We start from the raw sequence: 26,596 nt of genomic DNA on the forward strand, positions 1-26,596 counted from the left end.
TTAAATCTAAAAGAAATAAATTAAGCCAAATGTTGAATTGTTCTTTGAAAGGATGACTTCAAATGTTTTTAGTAAGAGAAGATTTTAAAACGTTTATAAAAAAATATCCAATCATTACGATTATGGTTAGTATCTGTTCAATATTAGCATTACTAACTACAACTGCCGGAGGATATACTACGGAAAATATATTAAAATTTGGTGGATATCAATACGATTTAGTACAACAAGGTGAATTTTGGAGACTATTAACATATGCATTTATGCATGGAAACTACACTCATTTTTTTATGAATATGACCTTCATGATTATTCTTGGAAGGCCATTAGAAAGTGCTCTAGGCTCTGTTAAATTTTTATTCTTTTATATGGTAGCAGCTTTGTTAACAGGGATCATTCTTCATTTAGTCTATTCATCAAATATTGTCAGCTCAGGATCCTCAGGTGTTGGATATGGATTTTTAGGAATTTATCTTTTCATCATTTTATTTCGTAAGAACATGCTCTTACTTGATGACCGAAAGTTTATCTTAACATTTATTGCAATCGGTTTAATTTCTTCATTTATTATTCCTTCATCTAGCTTAACAGGACATTTAGCTGGTATGGTAATAGGGTTTATGATTTCACCATTTCTATTAAATAAAACTTCGACATTTAAGCAGTCATTGAATGTGTAGCAAACATTTAAAATTGAATTGTTATAAAACAAAAAACAAATGGGTTAATGAAATATTTAACTCATTTGTTTTTATTTTTATTAAAAGTTAAAAACGTCTGTAATGCGATCAGCTTTTTGACGATTTCTACATAATTGATAAATTTGTTGAAAGAAATCCTCAACATTTTCTTTTGTTTCAGGTAATGGGATTTCAACGAAAAGGGAACCAAAAACTTGTTTGAAGTAAGCTTTTCGTTCAGCGTTTTTCCCATCACGTTTAAGAGGATTATACTTCCAAACTAAATGGTCTTTTCCGTTCATATTTTTTACCTCTCTAATTTCAGCCGCAGTTGTTGATTTATTTCCAACGTAAATGACAAGATAAAACTGATCATTCCGATGCCAATCAATCAATAATAAATAATAATTTTCTTCCTCAATTTTTTGTAAATGATATGCTGCAATAACAGGCTTGCCATTAGCCCATTGCTGAAAATTCATTAATGTATTGAAATTCGTTTCAATTTTTTGGATTTCATATAATGACTGATTTGATTTCATCCAATCGTCGATTTGGTTTGCGATATGTAATGCAAATTGTTTATCCATACAAATACCTCAATCTATTTTTATCTTTTCATTTTATCAATACGATCATATTTAGAAAAGTTTGAATTCCTGTATTTACTAAATAATCTTGATTAATTTGACTTCAAATCATTGAAACATTTACCATCAATAAAATATGAACTATTAAACCATATTATTAATGATTTATTGATGTAGAGGGAGGAAAAAAATAATGGCACGTGGGAAACATTTTAATCATAAGAAAAAAGGTCATGAACCTACGCATCCACAAGGTTCACTTGTAGAACCAGAGGATCGTAAACACGAAGATCGTGAAGAAGACTATATTGTAACAGAAGAAGCGTTTAAAAACCGAATTCAGTAAATATGAAATTGAACTCTAAAAAAGATTAGAGTTCAATTTTTGTTTGTATGAAAATATTTATTATTGAAAGTCCAATAAATCCAGGATTTTATCTTTTCCAATGGCTTGAATTAAAATAGGGAGCGGTGGACCACTTGGACTGTTTAATATAAGTCTATATACCAAAGTAAAGAACTGTTTTTGGTTTGCTTTCATTATTTTTTTGTCGTGATGCTGACAAATAGCGTATATTTTTTGCATCAATTGCGCGTCTGAATTATTAGTAAGTTCAATATATTCCTGCAGTTGATGAATCCAATTTCTTTGTTCATCATTTAAAGTTTGGAATAAGTCAGAAGCTTTATTTTGATTAACAATCATATTTTTAATAGGGTAGCAATGTTTAATCCAATATTCAGCTCTAGTACTAATTTTTTTTATCGTTTGAATATCGTATTTCTCTCCATTTTTTTCAAGGATGTTTCGAAGTAATTGAACATTATAATTTACTAATGGGAGTACACTTGCTATTAGACTAAATTTTGGAAGACGACTTAATGTTTTATTAGAATGAGATAGCTCTAAAGCGTATTTTAAATCTTCATCTTCTAGTGAGCGATTTAGATTATTCACAATATATCTTTCATATTCTGTATAGTTTTTAAGAACATCTTCGTCTGTACCTATATTAAAAGCAGTAGAAGGTTTATACTTTGCAAACATAAACAGAATAACTTCTGGTATATAGATTTTTAATAATTCATTAGGTGTTATGTTATTTCCGGTAGAACTGGACATTTTTCCATTTTGGCCTTTAATACCAATGAATTCATATGGTGTATAATCTGGTGCTTCGAAATGAAAAATCCTTTTAGCTATTTCTTTTGAAACATTATAGCTACCAGTCTCCGAAGAATGATCTCTACCACCGGGCTCAAATATAACATCCTCCATCATCCACCTCATTGGCCAGTCTACTTTCCAATTCAATTTAATATTGTTTGCTTCCATAATTTTAATTTGATGTTGAAAACCACATAAACATCCATACTTAATTTCTTCTTGTTCTTCTTCAAAAAGAATAATTTTTGTATTATCTTTGCCGCATTTATTACAATAAATTGTAATAGGGTAAAATGCATCTCTATCCTGATTAGAAGACTGACTAGTTTTAAATTCCATTAGAATATCGTAAATTTCTTTTCTTTGATTCAATGCATGAAGGATTTGTTTATTATATTTCCCTGAAGTGTAAGCACTATGTTGATAAATAAATTCAATATCTATACCAAAAACTTTTAATGAATCCTCAAATTCGGCTTCAAAGTGCTCTGCGTAAGAATGATGACATCCAAACGGATCGGGGATATTAACATATGATTTACCAATATATTGCAAAAACTCAGGGTCTACGTTATTAGGAACTTTTCTAAATCGATCAAAATCATCCCAAGAAAAAATGAATCTTGTCTTTTTTCCTAAATCTTGTAAAGCTTTCACCACAAAATAAGTAGTTAATACTTCTCTGAAATTCCCGATGTGAACAGAGCCAGAAGGACTTATACCAGAAGCACAAACGAATGTTTCTTTATTTGGATATTTATTAATTAATTCCGTTGCAATTTTATATGCCCAATGCATAAAGCCACCTCAATTTTCAATTTTTTTATGATTAAAAAAGCAAATAAAAAACTCTCACCCCCAAGATTATTCATCTTGAGGACGAGAGTTGTTAACTTCGTGGTACCACCTCAGTTTGTTAATATGTTGCCATATCAACCTCATTTAGGTACGGCAAAATGCTTATACCCTATCTCTATAACGGGAGATCCCGTCGTACCATCCCTAAGATCGAAGCTTACCAACTTAGTTCAATACGAGGCTCAAAGTCTTTTTTCAATTAGATTGTCAATCCTCCATTTCAGCAACCGGAGGTCTCTGTAAGTGACAATTCTAAATTACTTTTCTTATCATAGCCTTATTCAAAATATTAATTTTTATTATAATAATTAAAAGATTAAATATTGTCAATTAAATTTTATGTAGAATAAGATAAATATCTACATATATTTGGAGGTGAAAAAATGAGTAACGTAGGCGAGGAGCTAATTATAACAGGCGCATGGTTTTTGTTATTTGGAACAGTGACCTCAGCTGTAGGCGTTACAAGTAAAAATATAATTGGCACGAACTTTGGAAAGAAATTGTTTGCGAAGGGAAATGCAATCGAGGCATTTGGAAATTCAATTCAGTCAGTTGGTAGGGAAAAATTAATAAAAAGTGAAAGTGGTAATAATGATCACCTATTAACGATTATGTTAGGAAGTTGGATTCAAGCTGCAGGAAATGCAACAAATACACTTGCAACAGAATTAGAAATCAGTGGATTAATTGAACAAGGGGAAAAATTAAACGCTTTAGGGAGTGTGATTCAATCAATAGGTGCTTCATTTGAAGCAAAGGGTGCTAGACAAGAAGAGGGTGTATTAGTTAAATTTGAAGTTTTCGGAAATGAATTAATTGCAATAGGTGCTATGATTGATGGTATAGGGAATCTAGCACTTCTAAATCAAAATGATGCAATTGGAGAACAGCTTTTATTTTTTGGTAGTTGGGTACAAGTTTTAGGCTCAATTCTAATCGTTATTGCTGTAACCAATTCAATTGAGTCAGAAGTGGATACTAAGACAACTCGTTATGGTTATTACCCAAAATAATATGAGTATAAGTTTATCAATAATGAGAAATGTAACAATAAATATAGAAAATTTGAAAGTTAATACTTGTTAGGAATACCTTTAAATGTTTTACTTTAAATAAAAAAACATTTTTTTATTCATTTAAGCAATTTTATGAGAAAATAAAATTATTAAAAGAAAACAGAGGTAAAAAGTATGAATGTAAAAATAATAACTGATAGTGCGGCTGATTTGCCTAAAGAAGTATTAGAACAATATCAAATTGATGTGATTCCGTTACGTGTTTATTCTGAGGATGAAAAAGAATATTTAGATGGTGAGACGTTAAATTCAGCGACTTTATTTTCAGAACATGCGTAATGGAAAAGTATTTAAAACATCTTTGCCATCATACGATCGTATACATAGTACATTTATTAAATATGCAAAAGAGAATGTTCCTTGTATTTATTTAGCATTCTCATCTGAACTATCAGGTACATATCAATCAACAGTTATGGTGAAAAATGAAATTGTTGAAGAATTTCCCGAATTTGATTTAGATATCGTTGATACAAAATGTGCATCAATAGGACAGGGCTTAGCTGCAGTTAAGGCTGCAATCCTTGCAAATGAAGGTAAGAATAAAGAGGAAATAATGACTCAAATTCATTACTCTATCAACCATATTGAACACATTTTCACTGTAGATGACTTACAATATTTAGTACGTGGTGGACGTGTAAGTAAAGTTGCTGGTTTTGTTGGTAATTTATTAAATATCAAACCGATTCTTCATGTTGAAGATGGGAAATTAATTCCATTAGAAAAAATAAGAGGATCAAAAAAGGTTTTAAAAAGAATGCTTGAAATAATGGAGTCTAGAGGCGTAAATTTATCAAATCAATTGATTGGTATTTCCCATGGTGATGACATTGAAAGAGCAACAGAACTAAAAAATGCAATGAGTGAGATGTTTGGATGTAAAGATTTTATTATCCATTCGATTGGTTCGGCAGTTGGCGCACATGCTGGCCCAGGAACGTTAGCAATATTTTTCATGAATTCTGACAATAACTAACATAAAATTATATGCAATTGACCAATTTCGTTGAACTTAAATGAAATTGGTTGTTTTTTGTCGAAAATATTCCCAATATTCTGAAAATATTCCCCGGACAATAATTCATACATAATTACCTTAAAAAAAGTAAATAGTATTTATGTAATCTTTACAAATACGATTTGATGGGGTGAAAAAGAATGTCAATTTTAGATAATTGGGATCAATGGAAAGATTTTTTAGGAAATCGTTTAGATGCTTCAAATGAAAAAGGTCTAGCTGACGGAGCTGTTTCTGAAATGGCTTATCGCCTAGGAGATTATTTGGCAAATGAAGTAGATCCTAAAAATCCAGAAGAGCAGGTGCTTAAGGATTTATGGACAGTTGCTGATGAACAAGAGCAACATACAATTGCAAATTTAATGATTAAATATGTAAAAAATAAATAATATTTCTTATATAAGATAATATAGTAAACAATAGCCCTGTAATTTTTTACAGGGGCTTTTTATTTTTTTAATGAAAATAATATAGAGGAAACATCCTTCAAGTAATAAAAAATAATGACTATATTAATTGTTTAAATTTACAAAAAATACTCTTGAACAAAACTAACTATTCTTATATACTGTACTTTGTTCGAGAACACTTTTTGTTGTTTACTTTTACCGTTTAATTTTGTATGATTAATTTTCTGTTTTGCATTTTTAGAAAACAACAGTTCATATTCAATTCATAAATCTATGGTAAAGTACTTCAGAACTATTATGAGTCATTATTTTTTAGCAATTATATTAGGGGAAATGGGGTTGGCATATGAATAAGCAAAATGAGGCTGTAGAAACGCCTTTTAATATCAAAACAATTATCGGACCAGTTATGGCGGTAATTATTGGTATGATCATGGTTATATTAGATAGTACTGTGGTAAACGTAGCTATGCCAGGTATTGTAGAGTATTTCAAATCTGATTTGGATACAATGCAATGGACGATCACTGGTTATACATTAGCACTATCTGCAGTTATTCCATTAGCAGGATGGATGTCAGATCGCTTTGGCGCAAAGCGAATCTTTTTAATCACAATTTTATTTTTTACAATCGGTTCAGTGTTATGTTCAGTTGCACAGTCGCCTGAACAATTAATTCTTTATCGTATCATTCAAGGACTAGGTGGAGGTATGGTTGCACCAATTGGTATGGCAATTATTTTCCGTTTAGCTCCTCCAGATAAAATGGGTTCAATCATGGGAATGCTTGGTATTCCAATGCTATTAGCTCCAGCTTTAGGACCAGTTATTTCAGGTTGGTTTGTTGAATTCTCGACTTGGCACTGGATTTTCTTAATTAATTTACCAATAGGAATTATTGCGTTAATCGTTGGTATGAAATATTTACCAAATTTCGAAACAAAAACTGTTCCTTCACTTGATAAATTTGGTATTATCCTTGCTCCAATTGCATTTTCAATGTTAGCTTATGGTGTTAGTGAAAGCTCTACAAGCTGGACATCTAAAGAGACATTAACAGGTTTAATTGTAGGTGGAGTAGCCTTATTATTATTTATCGTTGTTGAATTAAGACAAAAACAACCACTACTTGAACTAAGAGTGTTTAAGTCTTCTGATTTTACTAGAAGTATCTTAATTACATGGATCATGCAAATCGCATTATTTGGTTCATTCTTAATTGTTCCTTTATATTTACAAACTGTAAAAGGCTATGGCGCTTTTGAAACAGGTTTAATTATGCTTCCGCAAGCTGTTGCATCTGCTTTAATGATGCCAATCGGTGGAAAATTATATGATAAAGTTGGTGCAAGACCACTTGCATTAGTTGGATTAACAGTAATAACAGGTGCTCTATATTTATTCTCAACAATTACACTTGATTCAACAAATGTCTTTATTATTCTTACACTTGCAATGATGGGTGCTGGAATGGGTATTTCAATGATGGCAATCAATACTCACGTATTACAATCTGCTCCAAGACATTTAGTAAGTCGCGTTACATCTTTAACATCAGCAGCACAACAAGTAATGGTATCTTTTGCAGTAGCAGGTATGGCGGGATTCTTAACATCAAGTACAAAGGATTATATGACTAAAATCGCAAATCCTTTAGAAGCGATGATTTCTGCATACGGAGATACATTCTTACTAGCAGCAGGAATTGCTTTAGCAGGTGCTGTACTATCAATTATTTTACGTAAACCAGTAGTGAGTGATATTGATCAAGGTGAACTTGATGAAGAAGCAAAATCAAGCATGATGGTTGGACATTAATTAATATTATAAACAGAAGCTTATACGAGCTTCTGTTTTTTTATATTGAACTAAAACATGTAATTTATAGAACATGAATTTGTAATGAAAATGACCTCATTTTGTAAACATTAATTATGTATAATGAAAGCTCTACAACTAAGATCATATACATATTGGAGCGATCGTATGAAAAAACGAATATTGAAAGCATCATTAGCATTATCAATTTTCACTGGTGGGTTATTAAACGTAAATATGATACCTTCTAGTATTCAAACTGTTGAAGCGGCTACTATTAAAGGTACTGTAACTGCTACTACTTTAAATATCAGAAGTGGACCTAGCACAAATTATAGGGTCGTTGCCACAATTAAAAAAGGTGCAACAGTAAGTATCACAAGTAGTAAGACAGGCTGGTATAAAATAACTGTTGGTACGAAAACAGGATGGGTTTCAAGTAAATATATCAGAAAGTCCACAAGTAGAATTGCATCATCAACCGTAAATCATATGAAAACGCTTGGTACTTCTAAGCAACTAATTATTGTAACTGCAGATAATGAAAGTACTAGAAATGTTGTGATTGAGACATTCGAAAAATACGATAGCGGTTGGAAAAAACGTAATACATTTTCAGGCGTTATTGGGAAAAACGGTATGATTTCTAGTAAACATGAAGGCGATTATGAAACGCCAGAAGGAAAATATACGATAACAACAGCATTTGGTAGACAGGTTAATCCAGGAACAAAATTACCTTATCGAAAAATAACAGCTGATGATGTGTGGGTAGATGATTCCAAAAGTACACTTTATAATACTTGGCAATCAGCTTCTAAAAACAATGGAAGATGGAATAGCGCGGAAAAGATGAATATTTCTCTTTATGATTATGGATTTGTGATCAACTACAATGTATCAAGAACACCTGGTAAAGGAAGTGCTATATTCTTTCACATAGCCGGTTCTTCTGGATATACAGCTGGTTGTACTGCTACTTCAAAAACAAATGTTATTTCTATCTTAAAATGGCTAGATCCACTTAAAAAACCAATTATTATTCAAACGCCATTTAATAAAGTAACAAATTATTAACTTAAAGATACTGATCAATTAATGGTCAGTATTTTTTTGTGCACTAATCCATAATGATAATAATTTGAGATGAAAACACGGCGAGATGCTAATGCGAAGTAATAGCTAGATGGTGAATAGTTCCATCAGGATGATGTTGAGAATTTTTCGTTTATTAAGTAAACTTTTTAAAGTCTGTTTAAAGATGAAAAAATTCGATATACTTATTTTGAATTTTCAAAGTATAATAAAAAAACTAGGATTAATTGATTTTTAACATTAGAGGTGATTACATGGTACATAATTTTATAGAATTTGAAACTGAACGATTAAAAATAAGAAGATTTAAAGATGAAGATTTGGAATACTTTTATCGATATCGAGCAAATCCTGATGTCGCAAAATATCAAGGTTGGCAAGACTATTCATACGAACAAGCAATTTCATTTATTGAAAAACAAAAAATAGCGATCGCAAACATTCCAGACACATGGGTACAAGTTGCGATTGAACTTAAAGATCATGGAAGACTTATAGGAGATTTTGGTATCCATACGCTAAAGTTACCGTTAAATTCAATTGAGATTGGTTTTACATTAGATCCACAATTTCAAAATCAAGGCTATGCTACAGAAGCATTAAATGGACTTGTAAATCATGCATTTACCGTTTTACATAAAGAAAAAATTCAAGCGATTGCTGTTGAACAAAATGACTCTTCAATCAAACTTTTAAAAAGAACAGGCTTTCGTCAGGTAAAAAAAATAGAAAATAGTCCTTTTAAAGGTCAATTAGTGAATGAGTTTGTCTTCGAATTGACAAAAAATGGTTGGGTAGGGTAGGAGATGAAAAGTAACAATGAATTTTTTAAAAGGTGCAGTATATTTATCATTAGCTGCCAGTATATGGGGAATGACGTATGTTGTAAGTAAAGTCGTATTAAATCATATTTCTCCATGGCTTTTACTGGAAATGAGGTTTTTATTAGCGCTAATTGCCATAGGAATTATTTGTAACATTCAAAAATCATGGAAAATAGATAAGAAAGACTTATTACCAATTGCAATGATTGGTTTAGTTGGCTACTCAGGTTCAATTGGTCTTCAATTTATCGGTACAAAGCTTTCAGGAGCAGCTATGGGATCTTTAATAACTTCAGCTTCACCTGCATTGATTTCATTTTTTGCATTTCTCATTTTAAAAGAGAAAATAAATAATCGTAAAATCATTTCATTAGTGTTAGCGACTATAGGTGTCATCGTAGTGATAGGAATTCCAACAGGAAATACAGATTACGGAGCTTATTATGGTAATATCATTTTATTTGGAGCTGCTATAACTTGGGCTTTATACACGGTTTTAAGTAAAGCACAAACGAAAAAATATTCTTCTTTAACGGTTACAACATGGGCAACTGTATTTGGTGTAATTTTTACAATTCCTTTTACAGTAGTTGAACAAGTTCAAAATCCTAGTTCATTATCGCTTAATTTTTGGATTTGGATGGGAGTAATATTTTTAGGAACAATTTCTACAGCAGGGGCATTTTATTTGTGGAATAAAGGATTTGAATTCATTGATACATCTACGGGGTCATTGTTTTTCTTTTTCCAACCACTTATTGGGACAGTTTTTGGCTTTTTCTTATTGGATGAATCGATAAAAACTTCATTTTATGTAGGCAGTTTATTAATCATATTAGCTGTTTATTTATCGATAAAGGAGCCTAAAAATCTATCAACTATAAATTATTCTTCTAAAAAGGCATAAAAAAGTGGCTGAATGATTCAGCCACTTTTTTTTATTATTCAGGAGCGATTTCATTATTAACATCAAGTGCTTCTACAAGTTCAAGCTCTTCATGGCGTTCTTGGAATCGATTAAAAGTAAATTCATTTGCAAATAAGAATAACGGACGTTCAAAGCGGTCATATACAAGCATGTTACGCATATCTTGATACTTTTTTAAGCCTTTTACATCATCTGTTTTTACCCAACGTGCAATATTATAATCAACATGATCTTTACGAATATCAGAACCATACTCATTTTTTAATCTGTACTCAAAGACTTCAAATTGAAGTTGACCTACTGCACCAAGTATAACTTCATTAAATTCATTTTTATAAACTTGAATAGCACCTTCTTGGGCTAATTGCTCGACACCTTTATGGAAGTGCTTAGACTTTAATGAGTTTACCGGGCTTACGCGTAAGAATAATTCAGGTGGGAAGGTTGGTAATGGCTCAAAGAATAATTTTTGTTTGCCAGCCGTAATTGTGTCACCTATTTGATATGTCCCTGAATCATAAATACCAATTACATCCCCAGCATATGCTTTATCAACAGTCTCACGATCATTTGCCATTAATTGCGTAGATTGACTCAGTTTGATTTGTTTACCAGTACGAGAGAGCATTACGTTCATTCCACGTTCGAATACACCAGAACAAATACGTACAAATGCAATTCGGTCACGGTGGGCCGGATTCATATTAGCTTGGATTTTAAAAATAAAGCCACTAAACGTTTCATCTGTTGGATTCACTTCACCATTAATCGTTTTACGTGGACCAGGAGCAGGTGACATATCTAAGAAATGATTTAAAAATGGTGTAACACCAAAATCAACTAATGCCGTACCAAAAAATACAGGTGTTAATTCACCAGATTGTACCAATTCAATATTAAATTCATTCCCAGCACCTTCTAATAGATCAACTTCATCTCTTAAGTTTTCTAGATTTGTCGATTCTAAATGAGCTTCTAATTCTGGTCCATGAACACCATCTTTTCCAAGCTTAATGACTTCATCTTTTCTGAATAGATGAACTTCATTTTCAAGACGATCATATACACCCTCAAATTGCATACCACTACCAATTGGCCATGTTACAGCGACTGAAGGCATTCCAAGAACTTCTTCAAGTTCCTCCATTAATTCTAATGGATCCTTTGCTTGTCGATCCAATTTGTTCATGAATGTAAAAATCGGAATTCCACGCATACGACATACTTGGAAAAGCTTTTTCGTTTGAGCCTCGATACCTTTAGCAGCATCAATTACCATCACTGCACTATCAACAGAAGTTAGTACACGGTATGTATCCTCACCGAAATCATTATGACCTGGTGTATCCATAATTGAGACCATTTTTTCATCGTATTCAAATTGCATAACTGAAGAAGTAACAGAAATCCCACGTTGTTTTTCAATTTCCATCCAGTCAGATTTTGCATATTTAGAGTTTTTTTGTGCTTTTACAGTACCAGCTTCTCGAATTGCTCCACCATGTAAAAGTAATTTTTCAGTTAACGTTGTTTTACCAGCATCCGGGTGAGAAATGATTCCAAAAATACGGCGCTTAGCAACTTGGTTGATTAAATCTTTATTAGCCATCTATTATAAAGTCCTTTCTAAAAACAAAAATAGTAAGTTAATTATTTCACATCTTTTCTATTATACAAGAATTACTCTCTTGATGAAACAACATAGTAAAAAAGTTATAGTACCTTCATTATGTCCAAATAGTTCGTAAATGAAAGACTAGCTTCCAATAAAAGGTAATTTTACATGTCATATGGAATAAATAATTTATAAAATCAAGTTAGATAGATGGAGGACTAAATGAAAATAAAATCTATATTCATCGTTAGTTTAATCCTTTTAGTTATTGGATTTATTGATTTTAATACTCGAGGTTTTCATCAAAATAAATGTGGTCAACATATGAAAAGAACAAAATGTGCGATACCAGAAATTTCTCCAGAAGCTGTAAAAGCAGAAAAAATAGCTAATGCTGATTTAAGAAGTCATGAAAGAATAGATTTAACGAATGATGATGCGAAAGGAAACGTTCAGAAAACATTCGTATCAAAGGATATTGCTAGATTAGTAAACGATCAATATGATGGAAATGAAGTTTTTAAAGTGACATATAGTACAAAAAATGAAGAAATATTAGGCGATATTGTGGTTTATGTTGACGCTGAATCATTTAAGGTGATTGGAAGAGGAATTCGTGAATGAGTGAATTAGTATACAGCCTATAAAATAACAGAAGGTAGTGAAATTTATGAAATTCGAGAAATTTAAATATAAAAGACCTAGTATTGATAAATTGGAGCATGATTTAATCCATCTCCTTAATCAATTTAAGCAGTCAAAGGATATTGAAGAATTAAGTAATATAATTAGCAAAATAAATCAGTTAAGATCAAATTTCGAAAGTATGATGAACTTTGCATATTTACAATTTATGAGAAATACAAGCGATTCTTTTTATTCCGAGGAACAAAAATTTTATGATGAATCAAATCCTACATATCAAAATTTGCTAAACGATTATTTTAGGAAGCTTGTGAACTGTGAATATAGAAACCAATTAGAAGTGATGTGGGGTAAACAATTCTTTTCTCTTGCAGAACTACAAACCAAAACAATCTCTACAAATATGATTGAAGATTTAGTGATGGAAAATAAATTAGTAAGTCAATATACGAAACTTATTTCTTCTGCAAGAATAAAATTCCTTTCGAAAGAGATGAATTTAACTCAAGTAAGAGCATATTCACAAAATACAAATAGAGAATTAAGAAAACAAGCAGTTAATGCTAGGTATGGATTTTATGAGGAGCATGAAGAAGAACTAGATCAAATTTTCCATAATTTAGTTAAAAAGAGAACTGAAATTGCACAAAAGCTAGGATACAAAAATTTTATAGAACTAGGTTATGCACGCATGCTAAGGATTGGTTATGATTCAGAAATGATTCGTATTTTTAGAAAGCAAGTTAAAGATGTAATCGTTCCTTTATTAATAGAATTGAAAGAAAATCAGAGAAATCGTTTAAACATTGAAACGTTACGTTATTATGATTTGGATATTCTATTTGATGATGGAAACCCAGAACCTAAAGGAAATGTCAAATGGATTCTAAATGAATTTCAACATGTGTTTAAAGAGATTTCACCTGAAACTGCGGAATTTTATCAATTCATGGTATCAAATAATTTTTTAGATGTAGAGACAAGAAATGATAAAGCGAGAGCGGGCTTTTGTACATATATTGCTGAATGTAAATCCCCTTATATTTTTGCAAATTTCAACGGAACTTCCGATGATGTTCGGGTATTTCTTCATGAAGCTGGCCATGCATTTCAACTTTATACTAGTCGAAATTTAGAATTAGTTGACTATCATTATCCTACTTATGAAGCGTGTGAAATTTTTTCAATGAGTATGGAGTTGTTCGGATGGAAATCGCTAAATCGTATTTTTGGTGAAGAAACAAATAAATATAAATATCTACACCTACATGAAGCACTCGACTGGTTAGTATATTGTGTTGCTGTTGACGAGTTTCAACATATTGTTTATGAAAATCCAGAACTGACTCCAAATGAACGAAAAGAAAAGTGGAGGAATGTTGAAAAAGAATATTTACCTTTTCGCAATTATGAGGGGAAATGATTATTTAGAAAAAGGTGGGTATTGGCAGCAACAGACACTTATATATAAAACACCTTTTTACTTTATTGATTATGCATTAGCTCAAGTTTGTGCCTTGCAATTTTGGAAACGATTTAAAGCGAATGAGGATGAAGCCTTCTCTAAATTTCTTACAATTTGTAGAGCTGGAGGTAGCAATTCGTTTTTAACGATATTAGAAGAATCCAACCTGATTTCTCCATTTAAATACGGTTGTTTAGAATCGATCCTTCCGATTATAAAAAATGAATTAGTTAATATTGAATTTAATATGAATTTGAAGTAATTGAAAGTGAAAAACACATTTTAAATATAATTGTATTTATTAATGGGCGTAATTTCTAGTATACTAGTAGTATATTAAATAAATTTGAGGTGAATACAGTGGAGTACACAAGCTTGAAATAAAAAAATCATAAAAGTTAAAGTGAGGACACTGTATTGAGTACAAAACCAAAATTAATATTAGTTGAGGGATTACCTGGATTTGGTAAATCAACGACTGCACGATTAGTATATAACATTTTAAAAGAACAGAATGTAGAAGCTGAATTGTTCTTAGAAGGTGATGTAAATCATCCTGCTGACTTTGAAGGAGTAGCGTTCTTTACGAAGTCAGAAATGGAACAATTATTATTAAAACATGAGCTACAAGATGAAATGATAAAACATCATATGGAAGAATATGAATCTGTTTTTTTAATTCCATATCAAAAACTACAGCACAAATTAGGTTTAGAACTAACACCTGAATTATTAGATTCATTCATGAAAAAGGATATATATGAATTACCACTTGAACAAAATCAATATTTGATCGAAAAAAGATGGCAAGCTTTTGCTGAACAAGCAAAAAAAAGTGATAAAGTAACTATTTTTGAATGCTGTTTTATTCAAAATCCAATAACAATTGGAATGATTAAATATAATGTAAGCAAAGAAAAAGTGATCCATTATATAAAATCTTTAGAAAATGCAATTGAAGCACTAGACCCACTGTTACTTTATGTAAGGCAAGATGATTTGAAATTTTCATTCAATAAGGCTATAAATGAAAGACCAAAAGAATGGTTTGATGGATTTGTAAATTATTATGTAAATCAAGCATTTGGAAGTGAACATGATTTTAACGGATTAGAGGGAACAATAAAAATTCTTGAGGCAAGAAAACAGCTTGAAGTTAACATTTTAGAAGAACTAAGTTTAGAAAAGGAAGTTGTCAATAATTCTAACTATGATCTTGAAAGTTATCAATCTACTTTAGAGAATCTTATTCGTATATATTTTTAATAAAATTAGGCCCTACTTCTTTTTGAAGTAGGGCTTTTATATTTTTCAATAGCACCAAGCCAGTCTAATAAATCTATTTTCTACTTGAAAATAGATTTTATATTTAGGCGTACTTTTTAGAAATACTTTACATATCATTTATTAGGTAGTATAGTTAGTTACATAAGTAACTAACTAAACAACTAACAAGTAAAGGAAGCTGCTAATGAAACCAACATTAGATGAATCTCAGCCAATATTTCACCAAATTGCCGTTTTAATTATGGATGAAATTATTGACGGTAGAATTAAGGAGGAGGAGCAAGTTCCTTCAACAAATGAATTATCACGTTTTTATAATATTAATCCTGCAACAGCTAGAAAGGGACTCCAAGCATTGGTTGACAAGGAAATTATTTATAAACAAAGAGGTGTTGGAATGTTTGTTTCTAAAGGAGCAAAAGAGAAATTAATCATTCAGCGAAAAGAGCAATTTTATGATGAATATGTCGCTCCTTTACTAAAGGAAGCAAATCGTATTCATCTTGATGAACAAATGGTAATTGAATTGATAAAAAAAAAAATGGATTTAAAATAGGGGGAGTAAGGATTGATCCAAATTAAAAATTTGACTTATGGTTATCAACAGACACCGGTTTTATCAAATTTTAATTTACACGAAACTGAACCAAACATTATTGGTCTATGGGGAAGAAATGGATCTGGGAAGACAACTTTAATGAGTTTACTTGCGGGACACTATAAACCATTAGAAGGTCAATTAAATGTATTAGGTCAAGAACCATATAATAATTTAGCCGCATTAGAAAATATTTGTTATATTCAAGAAAATCATCCTTTTGGTCAAAATTGGAAAATTGAAGACGTATGTAAATTTGGTCGCTATTTTCATCCGAATTGGAACCAAGAGTTTGCTGAAAAACTAATCGATTTATTTGAGCTACCATATAAGAAAAAAATCACTAAATTTTCAAAAGGAATGAAAACTGCTACACAAATCATTTTAGGTTTAGCAAGTAATGCGCAAATTACAATTCTTGATGAGCCTACAAATGGGTTGGATGCAGTAAAACGAAAAATATTTTATGATGCATTATTAGAGAGTTATGAAGAACAACCACGTTTATTTTTAATCTCTACTCATCATATTGAAGAAATTCAGCCACTTTGCGAATCACTCATTGTGCTTCAAGATGGAAAAGTTTTATTCCATGAACAAATGGAAGATATGAGAGAAAAAGGTGTTATTTTATCAGGTAATAGTGAATTGATCGAACAGGTTACTTTTAATACAAGAATAATCGAAACATCTAAAATCAGTTCCACGCTAAAAGTGATGCTCGATGAAAATTATTCTAATCACTGGAAAACAATCGCTTCGGAACATGATTTAACAATTGAAAAAGCTAGTTTACAAGATTATTTAATTAATGTTACGGATAGAAAGATTGAGGTGAAATCATGAGTTCAATTAAGGGTACTTATCAATTAATATTTGATGACTTACGTTGGTATTTTATGTTATTTTCCACAATTACATTAGGATTATCGGTCATTTATCTCTCAATTAGTGTTATGTATAATATTCCATCAGGAACTGAAGCTGCTTTATTTGGGCCAACTTTTGGAGGGATTTGTACATTTGCTGTCGCGGGTTTAGTGATTCCAATTCAGGTTGCTATTGGACTAGGTAGTACAAGGGTACAATTTTTAAAGTCATATAATGTGATGGCTTATCTTATGGTTGTAGCTAGTATTACATTTTTAAATCTTTTATATTTAATAATGAACTTTTTATTTGATAAAGGTATTAATAAATTTCACTTTTTTCATGCTGGTGAATGGTATTCAACAAATTATCATTTTTTCTCATATTATTGGATTGATTTAATGATTGGATTTTTCATTCTTGGGATATCATCTCTAATTGCAGTTCTGATCAGAAGATTAGGTGTATTAAATTTTTTAATTTTACTAGTAGGTATCAGTATCATAATTACCTTATCTTCAATTACTGGATATATATCAACAATCTTTGGTTGGATCTTAGAAAATAATGTATTAATGACATTTACTATTTTAGGTATTGTTGGAATGATACTACAGTCCTTAACATTCCCAATGATGAAAAATGCACCATTAAAAATGAAAAGTAGAGCGTAAAACTAAAAAAGTATGCCAATTAAGGCATACTTTTTCTTATACAAATTACGAACTTACTTAGTAGAATAGGATTCTAACATATCAATAAAATTCTCGATTTGTACATAAAGGATCGTATCAATTTTACTAATTCAGTTAATTTTCTGTATAATCAAATTATACTAAACAATAGGAGAATCAATTATGTCATTTACAATTAAACCAATTGCTTATGTGAAAAATTCTAGACAAGAAATAGAAGACGATCATTGGGGTTCTATCATTTCCGAAATTGAATTAGTTGAAGAGGTTAGTGAATTAGCTTTAAGTGGGATTACCGATTTTTCACACTTAGAGATAATTTTTTATTTTGATAAAGTCTCTGATGATAAAATTCAATATAATGCTAGACATCCAAGGAATAATCCAAGTTATCCAAAAGTTGGGATATTTTCTCAAAGAGGGAAAAACCGTCCAAATAAATTAGGCTTAACGTCTGTTGAACTTTTGAGTCAAAATGAGCGCACAATTACTGTCAAGGGATTGGATGCAATCAATGGAACACCGATTATTGATATAAAACCAATTATGAAAGAATTTCTTCCAAAAGGAGTAATAAAACAACCAAATTGGTCAACTGAATTAATGGAGAAATATTGGGATTAAATGATTTATTTAGTAAAAGAGAAGTCACTGGATACTGAAGTGACTTCTCTTTTAGTAACTGATCCTATATTTCTAATGGACGTAAACTAGCTTCAATTTCAGCTCTTTTTGGCTCTAAAAAAGGAGGAAGAGCTAGCTGTTCTCCTAAAGATTCAATTGTTTCATCAACTGCAAATCCAGGAGTATCAGTTGATAATTCAAATAAAATATTGTTCGGTTCTCTAAAATATAGTGCTTTAAAGTAATATCTTTCGACTTTTCCAGAATTTATGTAACCTAATGATGTAATCTTTTCAGCCCACTTATTAAATTCATCTTCATTTGGCACGCGAAATGCAACATGATGAACACTACCTCGTCCAGGTCTTTCTCTAGGTAAATCTGGGCGACTTTCTACATGTACTTCTGCGCCAGAACCACCAATTCCAGTTGCCAATACGTCAATATTAGGTTGATTTTCAGAAGGAGATGGATATGTACCAATATGTCTGAAACCTAAAACTTCGGTTAACGTCTTTAATGTAGGCGCAGAATCCTTGACTGTTAAGGTTACAGGTCCTAATCCTACGATTCCATGCTCGAGAGGAATATCTGTTTGATTCCATGGAATTCCAGCTGGAACACCTGATTCTCCATTATCTGCAACTAAAATAAGTCTTGTTCCTTCATAATCCTGAAAGGCTAGTGTATTACGATTTGCTCTTTTACTGATTTCTTCATGACGAATCCCTAACAGATTGAATCGACTCTTCCAATAATGTAATGATTCTGTTGACTGTACGCGTAATGATGTTGTTGAAATACTAGTATGACCATGATATGTATTACCTAATCCAGGAATGTCAAAAAAGGTTATTTCTGTCCCTGGATTTCCTTTCGCGTCCCCATAAAACAAGTGATAGCTAGACGTATTATCTTGATTTACAGTCTTCTTAACAAGTCTCATACCTAAAACTTTTGTATAAAATTCAAAGTTTTTTTCTGCTTTTCCAGTAAGTAATGATACATGATGTATTCCCAATAATTCCATCTTCATCAGTCCTTTATGAATTTATATACTTATTTTACGCTTTGTCATGTTGAAATGCTAATGCGATGTTATGTTCTTTAAAGTAAACCTAAATTTAAAAAGATATACAAAATGCAATATGATCAAAAAATTGAATTGTAAATAGGGGTATGTATGTTACACTTTAATTAATTTAAAATTCAAAATATTATTTTAGTTAATACGTATTCTAGGAGGAATAGCGATGTATTTAGGATATTTTTTAATACTTTTGTCAGCGACAGCATTTGGTTTGATGCCTATTTTTGCAATTTATTCATATGACCATCAAGTTAGTGTAAATACATTGTTATTTCTACGATTCTCATTTGCTTCGATCATCTTTTTTAGTTATCTATTTATGAAGAAAGGATTTGTTTCAATCACGAAGAAACAATTTTTCACATTTTTTCTTCTAGGTAGCGTACTATATACTTTACAATCTAGTTTTTATTTTAGTTCGATTAAGTACATACCCGCATCTTTAGCTGCATTGATTTTATACTTATATCCTGTTTTTGTTGCAATTCTTTCATTTTTTGTTAATAAAGAAAAACTAACAAAATTTATGGTTATTTCTATGATTATTTCACTTTTTGGTATTCTTTTAGTTTTAGGAACGCCAACAGACCATATGAATATATTTGGCATTTCACTAGCACTGGGTGCTGCAATTGTTTACTCAATTTATATTATTGTAGGTGGTAGAGTGACATTACAAGTGCCACCTTTAGTGACAAGTGCGTTTATAGCTTTGTTTGCCGCAATTTCCTTTTTAATTGTTGGTTTTAGTACTAATACACTTCAATTTCATTTTAGTATTGTTGGATGGTTATCAATTCTTTGCATTTCAATCATTTCGAGCGTCATTTCAATGGCATCTTTTTTTGCAGGCATTAAATTAATAGGACCTACAAAAAGTGCAATATTAAGTATGGTGGAACCAGTTATTACGATTATTTTTTCTACTATTCTTTTAAATGAAAACATGAAATTATTACAATTAATGGGTGGTGCGATTGTTTTACTTGGTGCTGCCTTAGTAGTCATTACAAGCGAAAAGAAAAAATTGATAGAGAATAAAATGGAAAATCATTTGCAATATGATATGATGAATAATGGAAAATAAATTATTCAATAAAATACGAAGTAGTGAGCTGCAAATGCGGCTCTTTTTTGTTTGAAAAGGAGTCATTGACATGTTCAAAATAAAGTTAAAAAACGATCTGATTGTAAACGTTCGGGAAGCTTCTAAGGATGACGCGCAATCGATCATTGATTTTTATAATATTGTCGGAGGAGAAACGAATTTTCTATCTTTTGGCGAAAATGAATTTAAGAGAGATCTTGAAGAATATAAAACATTTTTAACGAATTCAAAAGAACAACAGAATACGATCATTCTATTAGTTTCATTAAATGAACAAATCATCAGCATTGCGTCGATTCATTCTAGTCAAGCAGCACGTACAAAGCATGTTGGAACATTAGGCATTGTTATTAAAAAGGAATATTGGGGATTACAATTAGGAAATAGTTTAATGGAATACCTTATTGAATGGTCCAAACAAAATGCCATCACGAGGAAAATTCAATTGACTTGTAATGAAGAAAATTCAAAAGCCATTCGTTTATATAAAAAACTAGGTTTTGAGATTGAAGGAATTATTAAAGAAGATACATTTATTGATAGACGATACTATCATACTGTCTTAATGGGATTGTTTCTATAAAAGCTTATTTGTACTTTATTTCGTACAAGTTGTTTATTAATGTTTTTATGAGAAGGGATTGTTCTTATATTGAAGTTGTCTTCAGTTATGAATTTGAATTTTCCATTAGGAACAATGTCCTTGAACAGCTATATTGAATGTAAATAGGTGCTAAAAATGATAAAAGATTTATTTTTAAATTTTTCGTTATTCATATTTTTCTTGTTTGGCTTTCATCGACTTCAAAGTATATTACGCCAAAAATTGCCAAATAAGTTTCATATTGTAGTAGGTATGATACATGGTATTTTCGGCATTATCTTAATTTTGTTTGGAATTCATGTATTTGAAATTAATATCTTAGATTTTAGACAACTCGCTATTATATCAGCAGCGTATTTCGGTGGCTTTAGAGCAGCTATCATAACTGGTATGATCATAGTAGCCTTTCGTATGTCATACTTCGGAATTAATGAAGGGTCGATTTTTGCATTCATTACTATTTCCATTAATGTGATCATGAGTGGATTCATTTCGAAGTTAGTAAAAAATTACTGGTTTAAATGGATTTATATGATTCTATGCGTAATAATTCTAAGTAGTTCATTCTTCTTTTATCAGCATATAAAATATTCACATCAACTTTTCCCTATCATGCCAATATGTGAAAGTTTTATTTTGATTGGTAGTCTATTTATAGCTGTGTTTATCAGCTTTTTAAATAGAAATGAAGAAATAAAGCTTGCATTAAAAGAAAGTGAAGAAAGATATAGAAGTTTAATTGAAACATCACCAGATGGGATTTTAGTTCATAAAAACGGTATCATCATGTTAGCGAATGAAAAAGCAGGAACATTATTAGGTACTGAAAAATCAAAAGACTTAATCGGTCTCAACATATTTCATTTATTAGATCCGAATCTAGCATCAAAATCATTTGATAGCTTTGAAATATTTAGTCAATTTCGAAATACTATTGTACAAAAAGATACTAAATTTACCCGTCTAGATGGAAAAGCAGTAGATCTATCATTCTCCGAGTCTAATATTATATATGAAACTATAGAAGCGACGATGGTCGTATTTAGAGATATATCTGAGCAAAAAAACACAGAAAGAAAACTACAACAAGCTAATAAATTACTTCATCAACTTTCTATTTCCGATGGTCTAACAGGGATACCTAACAGACGTTATTTTGAAGAGATGTATAAATTAAAATGGAAAGAGGCGCAAGCATCACAAAAACCATTATCTCTAATCATTTTTGATATAGACTTTTTTAAAAAGTTTAATGATTCATATGGTCATTTAGAAGGAGATAAGTGTTTAAAAATTGTTGCGAATACAGTCTCTAAAACATTAGATGTAACTTCAGATTTCTGTGCACGATTTGGCGGTGAAGAATTCATCGGAATATGTGATACAAATGAAAAGGGAGCATACATTATAGCTGAAAAGATACGGAAAAGTGTATTAGACCTTAAAATTCCAAATATGAACTCTGGTGTTAATCAATTCGTTACAATTAGTATGGGTGTCGTGTCAGTGGTTCCTAACTTATCGATGAAAATGGAAGATGCAATTGATTACGCAGATAAAGCATTGTATACAGCTAAATTAAATGGAAGAAATCAAGTTCATTTTTATCATATCGACAATGAAATATTTATTTAATACTAAAAAAAAATCCTTGTGAGCTATAGGCACAAGGATTTTTTATAGTTTTTAGAAACAAGTAAACGATCTAATACGGTTTGTATCAATTCCAAAGTATGACCAGAAAAATCCGAACCATCTAAAACCTGCAACTGATCTACGTCCTACAAATGTCGGGAAAAACCAAAAAGCTTCGCCATTATTTAGCCATACATAAGTATTTCTAAAACGACAACCTGCAATTGCTCCCGGATCTACTGCAAATAAACTTGCACTTGTTTGTTGGGGTACAAAAGATGGTGGAGGGGACGTTGGTGCACCATGTTGCCCGCCGCCCGGCTGACCTGGAAACCCACCCGGTTGACCTGGAAACCCGCCAGGTTGGCCTGGAAACCCACCTGGTTGACCAGGAAACACTCTATATTGTGGATAATAATCCATTCATATCAACTCCTTCGTTATCAATCTTTATAAAGTATGAGGAATTGGGTGTGATTGTTTGGGCGAATGGTTAAATAACTATGTTTTAAATTCATATTCGTAAAAAAGTAACTAATTATTGAAAATAAATTTGATTACAATCAAGATATTAGTTATTAGTCAATGAAACTTTTGAGTTAATTCAATTTATGGAGGTAAAATTCAATGATTAAAGTAGTTCTATTTGATTTAGATGGTACACTTCTAAATCGTCAAGCATCACTGATCAAATTTATTAATGATCAATATGAAAGGTTTAAAAAATATTTTTCACATATTTCAATAGATAAATATCGTACAAGATTTATTGAATTAGATGATAGAGGGTATGTATGGAAAGATCAAGTTTATAAACAATTATTAGCAGAATTCGATATTAAAGGTGTGAAGTTTGAAGATTTATTAGAAGATTACTTGCATAATTTTCAACATTTCTGTGAACCATTTCCGAATCTTTTTGAAATGTTACAGGAATTAAAGCAAAAATCATATAGATTAGGACTCATTACAAATGGAAAAGAACAATTTCAAATGGATAATCTGAAGGCGTTAGGGTTAGAAACTCATTTTCCAATTATTTTAATTTCAGAAAAAGAAGGATTAAGCAAACCAAATCCAATCTTGTTTCATCGTGCGCTTACATTTTTTGATGTACTACCGGAAGAGGCAGTTTATATTGGTGATCATCCTGAAAATGATTACAATGGTGGTAAAAATGCTGGTATGAAAGTGATTTGGAAAAAAGATACTTACTGGAAAGACTTTCAAGCTGAATTTTTGGTTGATGATTTATTAGAAATTCCAATAATCATTGAGCAGTTTTCATAAATTTGTTTAAATATATTAAACTAAGCTGAGAAATTTTGAATCATTTATTACATAATAATATATAAAATAAGTCTTAAACGGCTCCTATAAAAATAGTAATTAAGATTTATATCAAAATGATGTCAGAACATAATTAAAAGGTTTTCTGACCAGGGAGAAAACAAAAAATAAAATGAGTTAGGATAACTATTACAAAAATTAGTTGTCTTAATTTATTGAGTTTTATAGTGTTCCTAACAATATAGAAATTAAATTAACATGCCAAATAGTAACTTTTTTAAAAAACAACAATATAAGTCTGCTCGACTCCTGTGGGAATAGCGGGAAGTCTGAGACCCCGGAGGCGTGCCGAGGAGGCTCAGATCTCGCCCCACGGAAAGCGAGCAGCCTGGAGTGGAAATCAACACAGTCATCTCTAACCAAATAAGTAAGAAATTATATACTCTAAAATAAAAGAGGCTTCTCATGTCAAATTGACTTCGTGATAGCTTTTTTTTTAGTGGTTATTTAATTGTTATTTTAATTTAATAGTGCAGATTTAAGAATTACTTAAGATTTATATAAGGTCCATTTAATTTTTTATGATTAAGATTTACAATAGTTTTAAGACATTTACTTGAAAAATATTGAAACATGAAAGTTGGTTGTAAATTGTCAATACGTAAACGCTTAATATTTTCAAACATTGCAATGATTGTTATCCCAATTATAACCTTTATTCTTTTGCAAATAATCTTGGACATATTTTACTTCAATTCTTTTGATCCAACAGACAGTGTGCAACGGACACATGCATTTTATTTTTTCCGTTTTGGTATCATTATCCCAATCTTTGCCATTACGAATGCTTTACTGTCTTATTTTGTATCAAAAAGTATCATTAAACCAATTACAGGCTTGAATGATGCTGCAAGAAAAATTCGAGAGGGTAATCTAGATTTTCAAATGGAGCCTTATCGTAAGGATGAAATCGGTCAACTAGCACAAAGTTTTGAATTAATGAGAAAAAGCCTAAAAGAATCCTCTGAATTACAACAAAAGTATGAAGAAAATCGAAAAGAATTAATTGCAAATATATCACATGATCTTAAAACGCCTATGACTTCAATTAAAGGATATGTAGAAGGAATTCAAGATGGTATTGCGAATACACCAGAGAAAATGGAAAGATATATCCAAACAATTCATACTAAAACTTTACACATGGATCATTTAATTGATGAACTTTTCTTATATTCGAAATTAGATTTAAAGCGTGTACCATTTCATTTTGAAGATGTAAATATCCATCATTATTTATTAGATCGTATAGAAGAGTTACAGTTTGATTTAGACAATATTCAAGTCATGATTACTTATGAAAATGTTAGCAAACATAATGACATTTTCGTGATGATGGAAAGAGAACAATTTAAGCGAGTATTTACTAATGTCATCCAAAATAGTTTAAAATATATGGATAAGTCAGAAAAGAATATATCGATAAAATTAATTGAAGAAAATGAAAAAGTGATTATTGAATGTACGGACAATGGAAAAGGAATTTCTGAAGAAGTTTTACCTTATATTTTTGATCAATTTTATCGTGTTGATCAGTCTAGAAATGCAATAAGTGGTGGGTCCGGACTTGGACTTGCAATTGTAAAACGAATAATTGAAGAACATGGTGGACAAGTATGGGCAGAAAGTGAAGAAGGTGTTTATACAAGTATTTATCTTACATTAAATAAGGTTACTGGTATTAAGGAGATAGTATGAACAGAATTTTAATCATAGAAGATGACCAAAGTATTGCTGAGCTTCAAAGAGATTATTTAGAAATTGAAGGAATGATAGTTGAAATTGAGACGAATGGTCAAAATGGTTTAAATAAAGCCCTTCATGAACAGTTTGACCTTATATTATTAGATATCATGCTTCCAGATCTAAACGGGTATGAAATATGTAAAAAACTTCGTGAAAGTAAAGAAATTCCAATTTTAATGGTTTCTGCTAAAACTGATGATATTGATAAAATACGAGGCTTTGGTTTAGGTGCTGATGACTTTATTGTCAAACCATTTAGTCCAAGTGAGTTAGTAGCTAGAGTAAAGGCACATCTATCAAGATATAATCGTTTAGTTCAAAAAGATCAAAATGACAACCAATTACAGGTTGGGGGATTATTGATCAATCAGCAGTCACGAAAAATTTTCGTTGAAGGTGAGGAAAAAATCTTTACGACAAAAGAATTCAATTTACTAACGTTTCTTGCTTCAAATCCGAATCAAGTGTTTAGTAAAGATCATTTATTTGATCGGATATGGGGGTTTGATTCGATTGGGGATAATTCAACAGTGACAGTACATATTCGAAAGATCCGAGAAAAAATTGAAAATGATCCTTCAAATCCAGATTATATTGAAACCGTATGGGGTGCAGGATATCGGTTCAAATCAAATATGTAAAACCGCTAAACAACAAGTTTGGCGGTTTTTTTATATTAAAATATATTTTTTATTATGAAAGTAACTGAGTTAATTTAAGGAAAATTTAAGGATTTAATAATAGTTGTTTTATATTTATTGATTATGATTTGAGACATAAAGATTAGTTAAT

26 protein-coding genes, 3 pseudogenes and 1 other annotated feature are annotated in these 26,596 nt (G+C 30.8%); of the genes and pseudogenes, 24 read left to right on the top strand and 5 right to left on the bottom strand.

Annotation, left to right across the window (positions count from 1 at the left end; all coding sequences use genetic code 11):
* Positions 1 to 62 precede the first annotated feature (62 nt).
* Positions 63 to 680 carry a rhomboid family intramembrane serine protease gene (locus ABID96_RS09760; RefSeq protein WP_192601838.1) on the top strand — a complete coding sequence of 206 codons (618 nt, stop codon included), beginning with the start codon at positions 63 to 65 and terminating at the stop codon, positions 678 to 680.
* Positions 681 to 760: 80 nt separating this feature from the next.
* Here the strand turns inward: ABID96_RS09760 and ABID96_RS09765 are convergent, their stop codons facing one another.
* A complete protein-coding gene (locus tag ABID96_RS09765; RefSeq protein WP_192601839.1) occupies positions 761 to 1,270 on the bottom strand; it encodes a hypothetical protein in 510 nt (169 codons plus the stop codon).
* 193 nt (positions 1,271 to 1,463) lie between these two features.
* Here ABID96_RS09765 and ABID96_RS09770 point away from each other — a divergent pair, with 193 nt between their 5' ends.
* Positions 1,464 to 1,616 (top strand): hypothetical protein, encoded by a 153-nt coding sequence (locus tag ABID96_RS09770; RefSeq protein WP_192601840.1) that lies wholly within the window; start codon positions 1,464 to 1,466, stop codon positions 1,614 to 1,616.
* Between the two features lie 60 nt (positions 1,617 to 1,676).
* Here the strand turns inward: ABID96_RS09770 and lysS are convergent, their stop codons facing one another.
* Complete coding sequence (lysS, locus tag ABID96_RS09775) at positions 1,677 to 3,236, bottom strand: lysine--tRNA ligase (protein WP_192601841.1); 1,560 nt, start codon at positions 3,234 to 3,236, stop codon at positions 1,677 to 1,679.
* 74 nt (positions 3,237 to 3,310) lie between these two features.
* Positions 3,311 to 3,578: a binding site (T-box leader), on the bottom strand.
* A 101-nt stretch (positions 3,579 to 3,679) separates the two neighbouring features.
* Here lysS and ABID96_RS09780 point away from each other — a divergent pair.
* The 7 genes and pseudogenes from ABID96_RS09780 to ABID96_RS09810 all read left to right on the top strand — a co-directional run bounded on the left by ABID96_RS09780 (position 3,680) and on the right by ABID96_RS09810 (position 10,451).
* Entirely contained in the window at positions 3,680 to 4,312 is a 633-nt protein-coding gene (locus ABID96_RS09780; protein ID WP_192601842.1) for a DUF6944 family repetitive protein, read from the top strand.
* A gap of 177 nt (positions 4,313 to 4,489) precedes the next feature.
* Positions 4,490 to 5,354: pseudogene (locus tag ABID96_RS09785) on the top strand (DegV family protein).
* Between the two features lie 182 nt (positions 5,355 to 5,536).
* The gene (locus ABID96_RS09790) at positions 5,537 to 5,785 is read left to right on the top strand and encodes a DUF3243 domain-containing protein (protein ID WP_087998043.1); all 249 of its coding nucleotides are present in this window, start codon (positions 5,537 to 5,539) and stop codon (positions 5,783 to 5,785) included.
* A gap of 367 nt (positions 5,786 to 6,152) precedes the next feature.
* On the top strand, positions 6,153 to 7,625 hold the full coding sequence (locus ABID96_RS09795) for a DHA2 family efflux MFS transporter permease subunit (RefSeq protein ID WP_192601844.1): 1,473 nt from the start codon (positions 6,153 to 6,155) through the stop codon (positions 7,623 to 7,625).
* Positions 7,626 to 7,793: 168 nt separating this feature from the next.
* Positions 7,794 to 8,702 (top strand): SH3 domain-containing protein, encoded by a 909-nt coding sequence (locus ABID96_RS09800; protein ID WP_192601845.1) that lies wholly within the window; start codon positions 7,794 to 7,796, stop codon positions 8,700 to 8,702.
* Between the two features lie 272 nt (positions 8,703 to 8,974).
* Positions 8,975 to 9,523, top strand: coding sequence for a GNAT family N-acetyltransferase (locus ABID96_RS09805; protein WP_192601846.1), 549 nt, complete (start codon positions 8,975 to 8,977; stop codon positions 9,521 to 9,523).
* 16 nt (positions 9,524 to 9,539) lie between these two features.
* Positions 9,540 to 10,451: a DMT family transporter gene (locus ABID96_RS09810; RefSeq protein ID WP_192601847.1), complete on the top strand. Its 912-nt coding sequence runs from the start codon at positions 9,540 to 9,542 to the stop codon at positions 10,449 to 10,451.
* A 34-nt stretch (positions 10,452 to 10,485) separates the two neighbouring features.
* Here the strand turns inward: ABID96_RS09810 and ABID96_RS09815 are convergent, their stop codons facing one another.
* Positions 10,486 to 12,081 carry a peptide chain release factor 3 gene (locus tag ABID96_RS09815; RefSeq protein WP_192601848.1) on the bottom strand — a complete coding sequence of 532 codons (1,596 nt, stop codon included), beginning with the start codon at positions 12,079 to 12,081 and terminating at the stop codon, positions 10,486 to 10,488.
* A gap of 228 nt (positions 12,082 to 12,309) precedes the next feature.
* Here ABID96_RS09815 and ABID96_RS09820 point away from each other — a divergent pair, with 228 nt between their 5' ends.
* From ABID96_RS09820 to ABID96_RS09855, 8 genes are all read left to right on the top strand, one after another.
* Positions 12,310 to 12,711: a hypothetical protein gene (locus tag ABID96_RS09820; RefSeq protein WP_192601849.1), complete on the top strand. Its 402-nt coding sequence runs from the start codon at positions 12,310 to 12,312 to the stop codon at positions 12,709 to 12,711.
* 46 nt (positions 12,712 to 12,757) lie between these two features.
* The gene (locus tag ABID96_RS09825; RefSeq protein ID WP_377896831.1) at positions 12,758 to 14,155 is read left to right on the top strand and encodes a M3 family oligoendopeptidase; all 1,398 of its coding nucleotides are present in this window, start codon (positions 12,758 to 12,760) and stop codon (positions 14,153 to 14,155) included.
* Positions 14,112 to 14,459 (top strand): hypothetical protein, encoded by a 348-nt coding sequence (locus tag ABID96_RS09830; RefSeq protein ID WP_377896832.1) that lies wholly within the window; start codon positions 14,112 to 14,114, stop codon positions 14,457 to 14,459. Before ABID96_RS09825 ends, ABID96_RS09830 begins: the two co-directional genes overlap by 44 nt.
* 155 nt (positions 14,460 to 14,614) lie before the next feature.
* Complete coding sequence (locus tag ABID96_RS09835; RefSeq protein WP_192601851.1) at positions 14,615 to 15,463, top strand: P-loop NTPase family protein; 849 nt, start codon at positions 14,615 to 14,617, stop codon at positions 15,461 to 15,463.
* Between the two features lie 205 nt (positions 15,464 to 15,668).
* Positions 15,669 to 16,040 carry a GntR family transcriptional regulator gene (locus ABID96_RS09840; RefSeq protein WP_192601852.1) on the top strand — a complete coding sequence of 124 codons (372 nt, stop codon included), beginning with the start codon at positions 15,669 to 15,671 and terminating at the stop codon, positions 16,038 to 16,040.
* 12 nt (positions 16,041 to 16,052) lie between these two features.
* Positions 16,053 to 16,928 (top strand): ATP-binding cassette domain-containing protein, encoded by an 876-nt coding sequence (locus ABID96_RS09845; protein WP_192601853.1) that lies wholly within the window; start codon positions 16,053 to 16,055, stop codon positions 16,926 to 16,928.
* The gene (locus ABID96_RS09850) at positions 16,925 to 17,626 is read left to right on the top strand and encodes a hypothetical protein (protein ID WP_192601854.1); all 702 of its coding nucleotides are present in this window, start codon (positions 16,925 to 16,927) and stop codon (positions 17,624 to 17,626) included. Before ABID96_RS09845 ends, ABID96_RS09850 begins: the two co-directional genes overlap by 4 nt.
* 183 nt (positions 17,627 to 17,809) lie before the next feature.
* Positions 17,810 to 18,271: an SAM-dependent methyltransferase gene (locus ABID96_RS09855; protein WP_192601855.1), complete on the top strand. Its 462-nt coding sequence runs from the start codon at positions 17,810 to 17,812 to the stop codon at positions 18,269 to 18,271.
* Positions 18,272 to 18,335: 64 nt separating this feature from the next.
* On the opposite strand, the gene ABID96_RS09860 is transcribed toward ABID96_RS09855, so the two are convergent.
* The gene (locus ABID96_RS09860; protein WP_192601856.1) at positions 18,336 to 19,301 is read right to left on the bottom strand and encodes a ring-cleaving dioxygenase; all 966 of its coding nucleotides are present in this window, start codon (positions 19,299 to 19,301) and stop codon (positions 18,336 to 18,338) included.
* 223 nt (positions 19,302 to 19,524) lie between these two features.
* On the opposite strand from ABID96_RS09860, the gene ABID96_RS09865 reads away from it, so the two are divergent.
* The 3 genes from ABID96_RS09865 to ABID96_RS09875 all read left to right on the top strand — a co-directional run bounded on the left by ABID96_RS09865 (position 19,525) and on the right by ABID96_RS09875 (position 22,708).
* A complete protein-coding gene (locus tag ABID96_RS09865; RefSeq protein ID WP_192601857.1) occupies positions 19,525 to 20,448 on the top strand; it encodes a DMT family transporter in 924 nt (307 codons plus the stop codon).
* Positions 20,449 to 20,518: 70 nt separating this feature from the next.
* Entirely contained in the window at positions 20,519 to 21,052 is a 534-nt protein-coding gene (locus ABID96_RS09870; protein ID WP_192601858.1) for a GNAT family N-acetyltransferase, read from the top strand.
* A 156-nt stretch (positions 21,053 to 21,208) separates the two neighbouring features.
* Complete coding sequence (locus ABID96_RS09875; protein ID WP_192601859.1) at positions 21,209 to 22,708, top strand: diguanylate cyclase; 1,500 nt, start codon at positions 21,209 to 21,211, stop codon at positions 22,706 to 22,708.
* A 51-nt stretch (positions 22,709 to 22,759) separates the two neighbouring features.
* Here the strand turns inward: ABID96_RS09875 and ABID96_RS09880 are convergent, their stop codons facing one another.
* Complete coding sequence (locus ABID96_RS09880) at positions 22,760 to 23,131, bottom strand: collagen-like protein (protein ID WP_192601860.1); 372 nt, start codon at positions 23,129 to 23,131, stop codon at positions 22,760 to 22,762.
* A gap of 204 nt (positions 23,132 to 23,335) precedes the next feature.
* On the opposite strand from ABID96_RS09880, the gene ABID96_RS09885 reads away from it, so the two are divergent.
* From ABID96_RS09885 to ABID96_RS09895, 4 genes and pseudogenes are all read left to right on the top strand, one after another.
* On the top strand, positions 23,336 to 23,998 hold the full coding sequence (locus ABID96_RS09885; RefSeq protein ID WP_192601861.1) for an HAD family hydrolase: 663 nt from the start codon (positions 23,336 to 23,338) through the stop codon (positions 23,996 to 23,998).
* 846 nt (positions 23,999 to 24,844) lie between these two features.
* Positions 24,845 to 25,331: pseudogene (locus ABID96_RS20800) on the top strand (sensor histidine kinase); the annotation flags it as partial.
* Positions 25,332 to 25,411: 80 nt separating this feature from the next.
* Positions 25,412 to 25,756, top strand: a pseudogene (locus ABID96_RS20805) (sensor histidine kinase); the annotation flags it as partial.
* Positions 25,753 to 26,445 (top strand): response regulator transcription factor, encoded by a 693-nt coding sequence (locus ABID96_RS09895; RefSeq protein WP_192601863.1) that lies wholly within the window; start codon positions 25,753 to 25,755, stop codon positions 26,443 to 26,445. The pseudogene ABID96_RS20805 and the gene ABID96_RS09895, both read left to right, overlap by 4 nt.
* Positions 26,446 to 26,596: the final 151 nt, after the last annotated feature.

Origin of the sequence: Gottfriedia sp. OAE603 (assembly GCF_040543965.1) — a bacterium.
Lineage (GTDB): Bacteria > Bacillota > Bacilli > Bacillales > Bacillaceae_G > Gottfriedia > Gottfriedia solisilvae.

Coding starts and splice junctions, on each gene's coding strand:
- ABID96_RS09760 (WP_192601838.1), top strand. CDS start 63: ATGTTTTTAGTAAGAGAAGATTTTAAAACGTTTATAAAAAAATATCCA.
- ABID96_RS09765 (WP_192601839.1), bottom strand. CDS start 1,270: ATGGATAAACAATTTGCATTACATATCGCAAACCAAATCGACGATTGG.
- ABID96_RS09770 (WP_192601840.1), top strand. CDS start 1,464: ATGGCACGTGGGAAACATTTTAATCATAAGAAAAAAGGTCATGAACCT.
- lysS (WP_192601841.1), bottom strand. CDS start 3,236: ATGCATTGGGCATATAAAATTGCAACGGAATTAATTAATAAATATCCA.
- ABID96_RS09780 (WP_192601842.1), top strand. CDS start 3,680: ATGAGTAACGTAGGCGAGGAGCTAATTATAACAGGCGCATGGTTTTTG.
- ABID96_RS09790 (WP_087998043.1), top strand. CDS start 5,537: ATGTCAATTTTAGATAATTGGGATCAATGGAAAGATTTTTTAGGAAAT.
- ABID96_RS09795 (WP_192601844.1), top strand. CDS start 6,153: ATGAATAAGCAAAATGAGGCTGTAGAAACGCCTTTTAATATCAAAACA.
- ABID96_RS09800 (WP_192601845.1), top strand. CDS start 7,794: ATGAAAAAACGAATATTGAAAGCATCATTAGCATTATCAATTTTCACT.
- ABID96_RS09805 (WP_192601846.1), top strand. CDS start 8,975: ATGGTACATAATTTTATAGAATTTGAAACTGAACGATTAAAAATAAGA.
- ABID96_RS09810 (WP_192601847.1), top strand. CDS start 9,540: ATGAATTTTTTAAAAGGTGCAGTATATTTATCATTAGCTGCCAGTATA.
- ABID96_RS09815 (WP_192601848.1), bottom strand. CDS start 12,081: ATGGCTAATAAAGATTTAATCAACCAAGTTGCTAAGCGCCGTATTTTT.
- ABID96_RS09820 (WP_192601849.1), top strand. CDS start 12,310: ATGAAAATAAAATCTATATTCATCGTTAGTTTAATCCTTTTAGTTATT.
- ABID96_RS09825 (WP_377896831.1), top strand. CDS start 12,758: ATGAAATTCGAGAAATTTAAATATAAAAGACCTAGTATTGATAAATTG.
- ABID96_RS09840 (WP_192601852.1), top strand. CDS start 15,669: ATGAAACCAACATTAGATGAATCTCAGCCAATATTTCACCAAATTGCC.
- ABID96_RS09850 (WP_192601854.1), top strand. CDS start 16,925: ATGAGTTCAATTAAGGGTACTTATCAATTAATATTTGATGACTTACGT.
- ABID96_RS09855 (WP_192601855.1), top strand. CDS start 17,810: ATGTCATTTACAATTAAACCAATTGCTTATGTGAAAAATTCTAGACAA.
- ABID96_RS09860 (WP_192601856.1), bottom strand. CDS start 19,301: ATGGAATTATTGGGAATACATCATGTATCATTACTTACTGGAAAAGCA.
- ABID96_RS09865 (WP_192601857.1), top strand. CDS start 19,525: ATGTATTTAGGATATTTTTTAATACTTTTGTCAGCGACAGCATTTGGT.
- ABID96_RS09870 (WP_192601858.1), top strand. CDS start 20,519: ATGTTCAAAATAAAGTTAAAAAACGATCTGATTGTAAACGTTCGGGAA.
- ABID96_RS09875 (WP_192601859.1), top strand. CDS start 21,209: ATGATAAAAGATTTATTTTTAAATTTTTCGTTATTCATATTTTTCTTG.
- ABID96_RS09880 (WP_192601860.1), bottom strand. CDS start 23,131: ATGGATTATTATCCACAATATAGAGTGTTTCCTGGTCAACCAGGTGGG.
- ABID96_RS09885 (WP_192601861.1), top strand. CDS start 23,336: ATGATTAAAGTAGTTCTATTTGATTTAGATGGTACACTTCTAAATCGT.
- ABID96_RS09895 (WP_192601863.1), top strand. CDS start 25,753: ATGAACAGAATTTTAATCATAGAAGATGACCAAAGTATTGCTGAGCTT.